The 11,961-nt window shown below is 72.1% G+C and carries 6 protein-coding genes; 5 read left to right on the top strand and 1 reads right to left on the bottom strand.

The window, feature by feature from the left end; genetic code table 11:
• The 5 genes from ssuC (at nucleotide 1) to ASC81_RS05030 (ending at nucleotide 11,624) form a co-directional block, all read left to right on the top strand.
• Nucleotides 1-771, top strand: coding sequence for an aliphatic sulfonate ABC transporter permease SsuC (gene ssuC, locus ASC81_RS05050; protein WP_082536255.1), 771 nt, complete (start codon nucleotides 1-3; stop codon nucleotides 769-771).
• A gap of 2 nt (nucleotides 772-773) precedes the next feature.
• Entirely contained in the window at nucleotides 774-1,550 is a 777-nt protein-coding gene (locus ASC81_RS05045; RefSeq protein WP_082536254.1) for an ATP-binding cassette domain-containing protein, read from the top strand.
• Between the two features lie 60 nt (nucleotides 1,551-1,610).
• Nucleotides 1,611-2,609, top strand: a complete 999-nt coding sequence (locus tag ASC81_RS05040) for an alkaline phosphatase D family protein (protein ID WP_056263415.1) — start codon at nucleotides 1,611-1,613, stop codon at nucleotides 2,607-2,609.
• A complete protein-coding gene (locus ASC81_RS05035) occupies nucleotides 2,606-2,941 on the top strand; it encodes a thioredoxin domain-containing protein (protein WP_056263413.1) in 336 nt (111 codons plus the stop codon). Before ASC81_RS05040 ends, ASC81_RS05035 begins: the two co-directional genes overlap by 4 nt.
• Before the next feature lie 181 nt (nucleotides 2,942-3,122).
• Nucleotides 3,123-11,624 carry a GH36-type glycosyl hydrolase domain-containing protein gene (locus tag ASC81_RS05030; RefSeq protein WP_156391746.1) on the top strand — a complete coding sequence of 2,834 codons (8,502 nt, stop codon included), beginning with the start codon at nucleotides 3,123-3,125 and terminating at the stop codon, nucleotides 11,622-11,624.
• Between the two features lie 60 nt (nucleotides 11,625-11,684).
• Here the strand turns inward: ASC81_RS05030 and ASC81_RS26875 are convergent, their stop codons facing one another.
• Nucleotides 11,685-11,888, bottom strand: coding sequence for a hypothetical protein (locus tag ASC81_RS26875; RefSeq protein WP_156391744.1), 204 nt, complete (start codon nucleotides 11,886-11,888; stop codon nucleotides 11,685-11,687).
• Nucleotides 11,889-11,961 lie beyond the last annotated feature (73 nt).

Raw genomic sequence — 11,961 nt, 5'->3', positions numbered from 1 at the left:
ATGACGATCACAAGCCGCTTCACCCCCTGGCTGCTGCCCACAGCCATCCTCGTCGGCTGGGAGATCGCCTCGCGCAGCGGCCTGCTGTCGGCGCGCATCCTGCCGGAGCCGGCGGCCGTGCTGGCGGCCTTCTGGCAGCTGCTGCGCTCGGGCGAACTCGCGCATCACGTCGGCGTCAGCGCCGCGCGGGCTTTCTCGGCGCTGGCCATCGGCGGCGGGCTGGGCCTGCTGCTGGGCCTGTTGACCGGAACCTGGCACCGCGCCGAGGCCCTGCTCGACACCACCCTGCAGATGCTGCGCAACATTCCGGCGCTGGCGCTGATCCCGCTCGTCATCCTGTGGTTCGGCATCGACGAGGCGGCCAAGCTGGTGCTGGTGTCGGTGGGCGTGTTCTTCCCGGTCTACCTGAACACCTTTCACGGCATCCGCGGCGTCGATCGCGACCTCATCGAGATGGCGCGCAGCTACGGCCTCAACAGCTGGCAGTTGTACCGGCAGGTCATCCTGCCGGGCGCGCTGCCGTCCATCCTCGTCGGGCTGCGCTTCTCGCTCGGCCTGATGTGGGTGCTGCTGATCGTGGCCGAGACGCTGTCGGCCCAGGCCGGCATCGGCTACCTGACGATGAATGCGCGCGAGTTCCTGCAGACCGACATCGTGCTCGTCGGCATCCTGCTCTATGCGCTGCTGGGCAAGCTGGCTGACGTCGTTGCGCGCGGCCTGGAGCGCGCCTGGCTTCCCTGGCACCGCGGCTATGCCGCAGAAGGAGCTTGACCATGTGGCTGACCGAGATCGACGCGCCCCTGCCGACACGACAACCCGTGGCCGACCGCGCACCCGGGCGCGACACCTCACATGGCCTGGCCCTGCAACTGAGCGGCGTCGCCAAGTCCTTTGGCGCACGGCATGTGCTGCAAGACCTGGACCTGACGGTGGCGCCCGGCGAGTTCGTCGCGCTGGTGGGTCGCAGCGGCTGCGGCAAGAGCACGTTGTTGCGTCTGATCGCCGGGCTGGACGCACCGACCGCCGGCCGCATCGATGCCGGCGCCTCGCACGAGCGCCGGCTGATGTTCCAGGACGCGCGCCTGCTGCCGTGGAAGCGCGTGGCCGACAACGTGGCGCTGGGCCTGGCGGGTGTGGATGCGAAGGACCGGGCGCTGGAAGCCCTCGCCCAGGTCGGCCTGGCCGGCCGCGGCCACGACTGGCCGGCGACGCTGTCCGGGGGCCAACGCCAGCGCGTGGCCCTGGCACGCGCGCTGGTGCACCGCCCGCGCCTGCTGCTGCTGGACGAACCGCTGGGTGCGCTGGATGCGCTGACCCGGCTGGAGATGCACCGCCTGATTGAGCAGCTGTGGCGCCGGCACGGCTTCACGGCCCTGCTGGTCACACACGATGTGGCCGAGGCGGTGGCCCTGGCCGACCGCGTGCTGCTCATCGACCGGGGCGGAATCGCGCTGGATGCAACCGTCGCCCTGCCCCGCCCGCGCTCACGCACTGCAGCGGGCTTCGCCGAGCTGGAGGAGCGGGTGCTGCGGCATATCGTCGGCCACTGAGCTTCCGGCCCGTGCGGCGTTGCGGCATCCTGCGGCTTTCGACACCGATGGAAGCCGAGAATGAAAATCGCCTTCACGTCCTGCATGCTGGCGCAACGCTTCGACCGCCAGCCCGTCTGGGAGCGCATCCAGGCTGCGGACCCCGACTACCTGCTCTTGCTGGGCGACGCCATCTACCTGGACATCGACGTCGCGCCGCGCCGCATGTCCGACGACGAGTTCGGCGAGCACTGTCATGCGCTCTACCGCGCGCAGCTCGCCGTGCCGGAGTTCGATGCGCTGCTGCGCCACATGGCCGCCAAGGGCGGGCGCCGGGTGTTCGCCATCTGGGACGACCACGATTTCCTGTGGAACGATGCCGCGGGTGCCGCCATCGTCGAGATCCCCGAACACCGCGACAAGATCCCGCGAAGCCGCGTGCTGTTCGGCGCGTTCCGGCAGGCGCTGACCGAGGTCGGCAGCTTCCCGGCCTCGTTCCATGAGACGCAGCCGCCGGCCGCGGGCGACGACGGGCCGATGTACGAGGCCGTGCCACTGCAGGACGACCTGTGGCTGCACCTCACCGATGGCCGCACCTGCCGCACCGAAACCTGGCTGGTGCCACAGCGCAGTCGCGCCATCCTCGGGCAGCCGCAGCTCGCCGCCATGGCCGCAGCCGTGGCCGCCGCGGCGCCCGGCGCGGTGCATCTCGTCGCCAGCGGCTCGACCAGCGCCGGCTGGAAGAAGTACCTGCACGACTGGACCGCGCTGAATGCCATTGCCGACGGGCACCGCCTGCTGATGCTCAGCGGCGACGTCCACTACAACGTCTTCGCCTCGCACGGCGATGCTGACGGCCTGGCGCTGCATGAAGCCACCGCGTCCGGCGCCGCAATACGGGACGCCGTGGTTTTCGGCGACGAGATCGAGAACTTCGGTATCGCCGAGGTGCTTGCCGGCGAGGTGCAGGTGCGCTTCTTCCACCGCAAAGGCCAGTCCCGGCCGCGCCGCATCGGGCGCGCGGATTGGACCGTCGCGCGGCAGGGTCAGGGAAGCGCGTGGCACCATGCCGGCCCATGACCGTCCACGTCGCCTGCCTTTGCGCCGCCTGGTGCCGCACCTGCGAGTCGTATCAACAAGTCTTTGAAGCCGCCTGCGCCGAGTTGCCGCAGGCCGGCCTGCGGGTGCACTGGATCGACATCGAGGACGAGGCGGACTTGATCGACGACCTCGACATCGAGACCTTTCCTACGCTGCTGATCGCCGACGACACCCGCGTGCGGTTTGCCGGCCCGTTGACACCGCAGCCCGAGACGCTGCGGCGCGTGCTGCGGGCGCACTTGGCAGATGCTCAGCCGGCGGCAGTGGATGCAGCCTTCGAGGCACTCGCCAACCGCCTGCGCGGTCGCTGAGCACCGGCTTGGTGCGAACCCCCTAACTGAGCGCAACAACGTGCTCGACCGGGCGTTTTCGTCACAATTTTTCACGATGCGGCAGATCAGCCGTCCTGCCGGAGGAATGTAGGACTGCACCGACAGTGACACGCGACCCGAGCCGCTGTGCCGACCTGGGCTCACCGCCCAAAGTCCATGCATGTCTGCATCGCCGCCTCACCGTTCTCCGCACGACCTGACGCCCACGGGTGTTGCCCAAGCTTTTCTTCGTCTGACCAGCGGCCCGGAAGCCGCGGCGTCCCCGGTGCGGGCCGTGCAGTTCGGTGCCGAGCGCTTTGCCGAACATGGCCGCAGCCTGGCTGCCGCGCAGCGCGTGGACGACCTGCGCAGCCAGCCGCGGCCGTTCTCACCGCGCCTGCGCAGCAATCTGCGCGCCTGGGGGGCCGCACTTGATGTGTTGTCCGAAGAAGGCCTGCAAGCCGACATCGACCCTGCACACGCCTGGCTGCTGGACAACGCGCGCATCGTGCAGCAGCAGCTCGACGAGGTGCTGCATGACCTGCCGCGCAGCTACTTCCAGCGCCTGCCCCGGCTGGCGGACGACCCGCTGCAGGGGTTGCCGCGCGTGTATGGCGTCGCCTGGGCCTGGGTGGCGCACTCGGACAGCTCGCTGGACCTGACGCTGCTGCATCACTTCCTGGCCGGCCACCATGAGGTTGAGGCCCTGACGCTGCGCGAGCTGTGGGCGCTGCCGTCCACGCTGCGCGTCGTGCTGGTGGAGAACCTGCGCCGGCTGGCCGAGCGCGCCGCCTGGCGTCATCTCGCGCGCCGTGCCGCGCAGCGCCTGTTCGAGGCCCTGCCGAATCTCGACGCCGCTGCAACTCGCAGCCAGCTGCAGCAGTGGCAAGCCGCCTGGCCGCGCGACCCGGCCGTCAGTGCGCTGGCTCAGCGCCTGCACGAGCGGCTGACCGACCGTGCCATGGGCCAGCCTGAGCACAGCGACCCTGAGGATTCGTCGTGGGCAGCTGCCAGCGTCTGGCTGGCCGAGATGCTGCCCGACCCCGCCGCCATGCAGGCCGCCGAGCAGGCGGAAAGTGCCGCCGATCACCAGAGCATCCGCAACGCCATCGGCGGCCTGCGCAATCTCGGCGCGGCGGACTGGGGCGGCCTGTTCGAGGCCGTACACCCGACGCTGCGGGCGCTCGGCCGCATCGACGTGTATCGCCAGGAGCACGAGGCGACGCGCGACATGGCCATGCACGCCATCGAGGCGCTGACCGAGCGTCACAACGTGCCCGAGTCCGACGTCGCCCAGGCGTTGAGCACGCTCTGCAACGACCCGGCCTGGGCCGAGGATGCCGAGGAGCGCGCCCCGCTGTACTGGCTGACCGGCGCCGGCCGTGATCGCCTGCTGGCGGCGCTGCAGCTGCGCCCGACCTTCGGCGAGCGCAGCACGGCGGCGCTGGCTCGCCACCGCACCGCCTTCTATCTCACGAGCCTGGCCGCCCTGTTCGGCCTGGTCCTGTTCGCGCTGATGCGGCTGGGCCTGCCGCCCGAGGCCGGCTGGCCGATGGCAGTGCTGGCGGTGCTGCTGGCCCACCTGCCGGCCAGCGAGGCCGTCGTGGCCCTGGCCAACCGGCTCATCAGCGAGTCCGCGCCGCCGGCGCGCCTGCCGCGCCTGGCCTGGCCGCACGGCATCCCCCCCACGGCGCGCAGCATCGTCGTCATCCCGTGCATGCTGACGCGCCCGAAAGGGATCGCGACGCTGCTGGCCCAACTGGAGCGCCACCACCTCGCCAACCTGGAGGCCGAGGCGCAGTTCGCTCTGCTGAGCGACTGGGCCGACGCCAAGGCCGAGCAGCTGCCGCAGGACGAGAGCCTTCTGGCCCATGCACGTGCCGGCATCGAGGCGCTGAACCAGCGCCACGGCACGGCCTGCGACGGCCGGCCGCGCTTCCTGTTGCTGCACCGCGCGCGGCGCTGGAGCGAGACCGAGCAGCGCTGGATGGGCTGGGAGCGCAAGCGCGGCAAGACCGAGGCGCTGGCCGCGCTGCTGGCGGGCCAGTCGGCGGAGCTGCTGCCTGACCGCTTCGTCGACCTCGGTGAGCTGTCCACGCCGGCGCCGGGCATCCAACACATTATCACGCTGGACGCCGACACGGCCCTGCCGCCGGGCGCGCTGCGCGAAATGGTGGCCATCGCCGCCCACCCGCTGAACCGGCCGCGCCTGCACCGCTCGGACACCGGCGCCATCACCGTCGTGCGCGGCCACGGCATGCTGCAGCCGCGCGTGGCCACGCCACTGGCCACGGCCGCCGGCAGTTCCACCGTGCACGGCACCTGGTTCCACAGCCTGTTCGCCGGCCAGCCGGGGCTGGACCCGTACAGCGCCGCCAGCTCCGAGGTCTACCAGGACCTGTTCGACGAGGGCAGCGGCACCGGCAAGGGCCTGATCGACGTGCACGCTGCGGCCCAGGTGCTGAGCCACCGCTTCCCCGAGGGTCAGGTCTTGAGCCACGACCTGCTGGAAGGATCGCTGATGCGCTGTGCCGGCGTCAGCGATGTCATCCTCGTCGAGCCCGCGCCCATGCATGCCGATGTCGCCGCGTCGCGCATCCATCGCTGGACGCGCGGCGACTGGCAGCTGCTGCCCTTCCTCGGCAACCCCAGGCGATGGGGCCTGCGCGGCATCCATGTCTGGAAGATGCTGGACAACCTGCGCCGCTCGCTTGTCGCGCCGGCCGCGCTGCTGCTGCTGGTGGCGTCGTGGGTGGGCGTGGGTCTGACGCCGCTGTGGGCGCTGGGCCTGGTGGCCGCCGCCTTTGGCGCCGGGCCGCTGATGGGCGCGCTGGCCGCCTGCGCACCGGCACGCGAGCACATCTCGCTGCCGCGCTTCTACCGCCATGCCGCCACCGAACTGGGCCGTGTGTTCGGCGGCGTCGTCTGGCACATCGCCATGCTGCCGGCGGCCAGCTGGCTCAACCTCGACGCCATCGGGCGCGCTCTGTACCGGCAGCGCGTCAGCCACCAGCATCTGCTGGAGTGGACGACCGCCGACGCCGCCGAGGCGGCTGCGCGCACGGACTGGAAGTCCCTGTGGCGCCAGCACCGCCGGCTGACCTTCGCCAGCGGCGTGCTGGCGCTGCTGTTGATGACGCCGGCCCTGATCGGCCAGCCCGTGGCCTGGGACATCGCCCTGCCGCTGCTGGCCGCCTGGGCGCTGTCGCCGTTGTGGATAGGCCTGGCCAGCCGGCCGCGCGCGCGACCGCGCCGCGAGGCCATCGACGACGACGAACGCCAGTACCTGCTGAGCATCGCGCGCGACACCTGGCGCTGGTTCGAGCGCTGGGTGACCAAGGACGACAACGACCTGCCGCCCGACAACGTGCAGTTCGATCCCGACATTGCCGTCGCCCACCGCACCTCGCCGACCAACATCGGCCTGTACCTGCTGTCGGCCTGTTGCGCACGCGAGTTCGGCTGGCTGCATGACGTGGGCCTGGCCGAGCGGATCGGCCGCACGCTGGACACGCTGGACAAGCTGCCCCGCCATCGCGGCCACTTCTACAACTGGATCGACACCGAGCGCCTGACGGTGCTGGAGCCGCACTACCTGTCCACCGTCGACAGCGGCAACCTCTGCGCCCACCTGCTGGTCGTCGCGGCCGCCTGCGAGGGCTTTGCGCGCGGCGGTGAAGGCATGCCGCCGCCGCCTGCGGTGGCCGAGGCGCTGAACGCCGTGGCGGCGCGCTGCCGCGCGCTGGCACTGGCGCATGACTTCAGCTGGCTCTACGACCGGCAGCGCCACCTGCTGCACATCGGTGCCGTCGCCAACGTCCATGCCGAGCACGGCACCGAGCGGCTGGACCAGAACCACTACGACCTGTTGGCCTCCGAGGCGCGGCTGGCCAGCCTCGTCGCCATCGCCAAGGGCGACATCCCGCCCGCGCACTGGGGCGCGCTGGGACGGCCCTTCTTCTCACGCGGCCGCGTGACCGGGCTGAAGAGCTGGTCGGGCTCGATGTTCGAGATGTTGATGCCGTCGCTGGTGCTGGACGAGCCGACGGGCAGCGCGCTGGCAGACGCGGCGCGCGCGACGGTGATGGAGCAGATTCGCGCCGGGCGCGCAGCGGGCCTGCCCTGGGGCGTGTCCGAGAGCGCCTATGCCAAGCGCGACAACAGCCTGGCCTACCAGTACGGCCCGCAAGGTGTGGCCAGCCTCGCGCTGCGCGACACGCCGCCCGATGAGCTCGTCATCGCGCCTTACGCCACGCTGATGGCGACCATGGTGATGCCGCGCGCTGCCGTGGCCAACCTGCGTGCGCTGCAGGCGCTGGGCGCGCGCCACGAGGGCGGTTTCGTCGAGGCGCTGGACTACACCGCCAGCCGCCAGCCCGAGCCGCCCGCGGGCGCGCCGCCCGGCCCACGCTTCCAGCGCATCGGCACGGCGATGAGCCATCACCAGGGCATGTCGCTGGTCGCCCTGACCGAGGTGCTGTGCGGCGGCGCGCCGCAGCGCTGGGCCGACGCCGAGCCGCGCCTGTGCGCCGTGCGCTGGCTGCTGCACGAGCGTGCGCCGCACAAGGTGGCGCCGCTGCGCGAGCCGCCGCCCCAGCCCAGGCGCAGCGCGCCGCGCCGCGCGAGCATCTCGCTGGTGGTGCCGGAGTTGCACGGCCGCGCCCTGCCTGCCACGGCTTGGCTGGGTCACGGCAAGCTCAGCGTCATGGTGCGCGAGCACGGCGGCGGCACGCTGGTCTGGGGGGAGCCGGGCAGCCAGGTGCTGGTGAGCCGCTGGCGCGACGACCTGGCGCAGGACCTGCTGGGCCATCATCTGCACCTGCGCGACCTGGACCTGCCCTGGAACGGTAACCCCGAGACCAGCCCCTGGCGCTCGCTGACGCTCAAGCCCACGCCGGGCCCGCAGTGGCGCTACGGCGTGCGCCTGCATCCGGCCAGCGCCCAGTTCACCGCCCAGGGCGAGGAGCTGCATGCCCACACCGAGGCCTGGGTGGCGGTGGAAGACGACGTCGAGTTGCGCCGCATCACGCTGCGCAACCTCGCCGAGCGGCCACGCCGGCTGGCGCTGGTGTCGAGCTTCGAGCCCGTGCTGGCGCCGGCACGCGCCGACCTGGCCCACCCCGCGTTCGGCAAGCTCTTCCTGCAGGCGCGCTGGGAGCCCGGCCAGCACGCGTTGCACTGGCAACGGCTGCCGCGCAGCCCGAACGAGTCGGGCCTGCATGCGGTGCACGCCCTGGTGGGTGTGGAGCTGGACGGCGGCGCGCGGGTCAACCGCGTGCGTGCCAGCGCCGACCGCGCGCATTGGCTGGCGCGCGGTGGCACGCCGGGCCAGCCGGGCGGCGTCATCGCCCATGCGGCCACCGCGGCGCTGCAGGCCGGCGAGGTGGCCGGCCTGAACAACGCGGCGGGCATGCTGGACACGGGCAACGACCCGATCTCGCTGCTGCACCTGATGCTGGAGCTGCCACCCGGCGCCAGCGTGACGCTGACGCTGGCCACGGCAGCCGCACGCGAGCCGCAGACGCTGAACCACATGCTGGACAAGTTGCGCCAGCCGGCCCTGTGCGAGCGCGCGCTGACACTGGCGCACACGATGGCCGGCGTGCGCACGCAGGGCGCGGCGCTGGCGCCGGGCGCCTGGCGCGCCGGCCTGACGCTGCAGACGCTGCTGACCTCTCAGGCCGCCCGCGAGCCGCTGCCGGTGCCGGAGACCGGCTTTGAACGGGACGCGCTTTGGCGCCACGGCATCTCGGGCGATGACCCCATCGTGCTGATCCGCGTGGCCGATGCGACCGGCGTGGTCATGGTGCGGGAGCTGTGCGCGCTGCTGCAGGCCCAGGGCAGCCCGCTGCCCGTCGACGTGGTCGTGCTGGACGCTGAACCGCCGTCCTATCTGGCGCCGGTGTCGCGTGCGCTGCGCTCGCTGGCCGAGCAGCAGGCCCACGGCCGCTGCCGGGTGCACGTTCTGTCCGATGAGACGGTGGGGCCGGACACGCGCTTTGCGCTCAACCTGCTGGCGCGCGTGCGCTGGTTTGCCGATGGCCGGCCGCTGGGCCAGCAGTTGGAGCGACTGGGCATCAGCCACGAGCAGGCCGCCAAGGCGCGGCGCGGTCACGGCGCGACGCTGGTGTCCACCGTGCCGGCGCGGCCTGGCACGACAACGCCCGAGAGCCGTTTCGAGCCCGACAGCGGCGCCTGCGTCTTCGAGCTGGACGAGGGCGCACAGCCGCAACGGCCGTGGATCAACGTCATCGCCAACGAGCAGTTCGGCTGCCAGGTGTCGGAGCGCGGCGCCGGCACGGCTTGGGCCGGCAACAGCCGCCTGCACCAGATCACGCCCTGGTCCAACGACGCACTGCTCGATTCGCCGGGCGAGTGGCTGGTGCTGCACTGCCTGGCCAGTGGCAAGGCCTGGCTGCTGGGCCGCTCCAGCCCGCAACAGACTGTGGCCCACGCGCCCGGCGCGTCGGCCATGAGCTTCATGCTGCCCGGCATGGTCGTGCGGCTGCGCTGGACGGTGGACGCGATGACCGCAGTCAAGCAATGCCAGGTCGAGCTGCATGCCGCGCCCGGCCGCCCGCCGCGCCCGATGCGGCTGCTGGCGGCCGCGCAGTGGCAGCTGGGCATGGACAGCGGCGCGCGCCGCAGCGTCGTCACGCGGCTGGAGCCGGCGGCCGGCGACGGCCCGCTGCTGGCGCTGGCGACGCAAACCGACGGTCTCAACGGGTTCGGCGGCCACACGGCCTGGCTGGCACTGCGCCCGGTACGGGCCGGCGACGTGACCGCCGAGCACATCGAGGCCCTCTCGGGCGACCAGGCGCTGTGGCCCTGGCCGGTGGACGCCGGTTTTACGCCCGACCTCAACGTGCCGCGGCCCTGGACGGCCGCCGTCGAGGCCAGCGGCGACCGCCGCCTGCTGTTCGACGACGAAGGCCGCCTCGTCATGCCGCATGCGCTGGATGGCCTGGCGGGCCCGGCCACCGACCCCGCCGCCCTGTTGGCCGTGCCGCTGCGCCTGGAGGCCGGCCATGCCTGGCATTGCACCGTGCTGTTGGGACATGCGCCCAGCCTGGCCGCTGCGCGCGAGCAGGCCGCAAGTGCCTGGCAAGCGGACCCGCTGCGCCGGCTGGCCGAGCAGCGCGAGGTGTGGCGGCGCTTGAGCGCGCCGGTGCAGGTGGACACACCCGATCCGTCCTTCGACGCCCTCGTCAACCACTGGCTGCCGACGCAGGTGCTGGGCTGCCGCATCTGGGGCCGTGCCGGCTTCTACCAGGCCGGCGGCGCCTTCGGTTTCCGCGACCAGCTGCAGGACGCGATGTCGCTGGTGGCGCACGCGCCGGAGCGGCTGGCCGCGCAGATCCGCAAGCATGCGGCGCGCCAGTTCCCGCCCGGTGATGTGCAGCATTGGTGGCACGAGCCGGCCGGCGCCGGCGTGCGCACGCATTTCGCCGACGACCGGTTGTGGCTTGCGCTGGGGCTGGCCCTCTACATCGAGCGCACCGGCGACACCGCGCTGGCCGACGAGGTGCTGCCTTTCCTGCAGGGCCGCCCGGTGCCCGAGGGTCAGGAGGATGTCTACGAGATCCCCGCCGTCAGCGACGAGACAGCGACCATCTATGAGCATGCGGCGCGCGCCATCGATGTCAGCCTCCCGGTGGGCGCCCACGGCCTGCCGCTGTTCGGCACCGGGGACTGGAACGATGGCATGAACCGCGTCGGCGCCGAGGGCCGCGGCGAGTCGGTGTGGATGGGCTTCTTCCTGTGCGCGGTCATCGACGCGCTGCGGCCGCTCGCCCTGGCGCGGGGCGAGTCGGCGCGCGCCACGCGCTGGCAGCAAGCGCGCAAGGCACTGTCTGCCGCGCTGGATGCTGAGGCCTGGGACGGCCGCTGGTACCGGCGCGGCTGGTTCGACGACGGCAGCGTGCTTGGCACCCACAGCGACACCGAATGCCGCATCGACCTCATCGTGCAGGCCTGGGCCGTGCTGACCGGCGCCACCCGGCCCGAGCGCGCCCGCGAGGCGCTGGACAGCGCCTGGCGCGAGCTGCACGACCGTGATGCCCACCTGCTGCGCCTGCTGTGGCCGCCGTTGAAGGACCACCAGCCGCCGGCCGGCTACATCCAGGCCTACCCCGGCGGCGTGCGCGAGAACGGCGGCCAGTACAACCACGGCGCCACCTGGGCGCTGATGGCCAGCGCCCACCTAGGCCAAGCCGAGCGCGCCTGGGCGGCCTTCACGGCCATCAGCCCGGCCCACCGCGGCGCGCATGGCGCCGACTACGGACTGGAGCCGTTCGCCGTGGCGGGCGACATCGAGGCCGCCGCGCCGCACGCGGGCCGAGGTGGCTGGAGCTGGTACACGGGCGCGGCCGGCTGGCTGCTGCGCGCGGCGGTCGAGTCCATCTGCGGCGTCAAGCTGAGCGACAGCCAGTTGCGCGTGCAGCCCTGCCTGCCGCCGCACTGGCCGCAGGCCCGCGTGCGGCTGTTGCGGCAGGGCCGACGCATCGACGTGCTGGTGCAGCGCGCGCCCCCCGGCGCCGGCGCCGCGCCGCCGCCCGGCTACCGAACGCTGGTACCCGGTGCTTCGCTGGCCTTGAGCGAGATCGACGGGGACCTGCTGCTGTGGGTGCCCGTCACGCAGGCGGCGACGGTCCGCCTGCCCGAGCCCGCGTCTGTGCTTTGAAGCAGCGCACAAAAGAAAACAGCGGCCCAAAAGCCGCTGTTTCTGGAGGCGAAACGCGATCTAGACGATGAAGCTCAGCACCAGCGCCATCAGCGCGCTGCCGATGACGACGGTCGTGAACATGCGCTCGCCCACTGCCGCATCGAGGGCTTCCAGCGAGCACAGCATGCGCTGCTGGCGGTCGGACATCGTGCGGCACTGGCGCAGGTGAAGGCCAAGGCTGTCGCGATGTTGACGGAGCAGATGATCGGTAGCGCGGGACATGAAGACCTCCTTGAGAACTGTCTCCAACTGTAGGCAGGCGTGAGCGGTGTTGCACTCGGACCTGGGGGTGCTT

Origin of the sequence: Pelomonas sp. Root405 (genome assembly GCF_001425165.1) — a bacterium.
Classification (GTDB): Bacteria; Pseudomonadota; Gammaproteobacteria; order Burkholderiales; family Burkholderiaceae_C; genus Pelomonas.
This window is presented reverse-complemented; position numbering and strand designations above follow the sequence as displayed.

Bases quoted from the DNA above. Each gene is read 5' to 3' on its own strand.
- ssuC (WP_082536255.1), top strand. From the start codon at position 1: ATGACGATCACAAGCCGCTTCACCCCCTGGCTGCTGCCCACAGCCATC.
- ASC81_RS05045 (WP_082536254.1), top strand. From the start codon at position 774: ATGTGGCTGACCGAGATCGACGCGCCCCTGCCGACACGACAACCCGTG.
- ASC81_RS05040 (WP_056263415.1), top strand. From the start codon at position 1,611: ATGAAAATCGCCTTCACGTCCTGCATGCTGGCGCAACGCTTCGACCGC.
- ASC81_RS05035 (WP_056263413.1), top strand. From the start codon at position 2,606: ATGACCGTCCACGTCGCCTGCCTTTGCGCCGCCTGGTGCCGCACCTGC.
- ASC81_RS05030 (WP_156391746.1), top strand. From the start codon at position 3,123: ATGTCTGCATCGCCGCCTCACCGTTCTCCGCACGACCTGACGCCCACG.
- ASC81_RS26875 (WP_156391744.1), bottom strand. From the start codon at position 11,888: ATGTCCCGCGCTACCGATCATCTGCTCCGTCAACATCGCGACAGCCTT.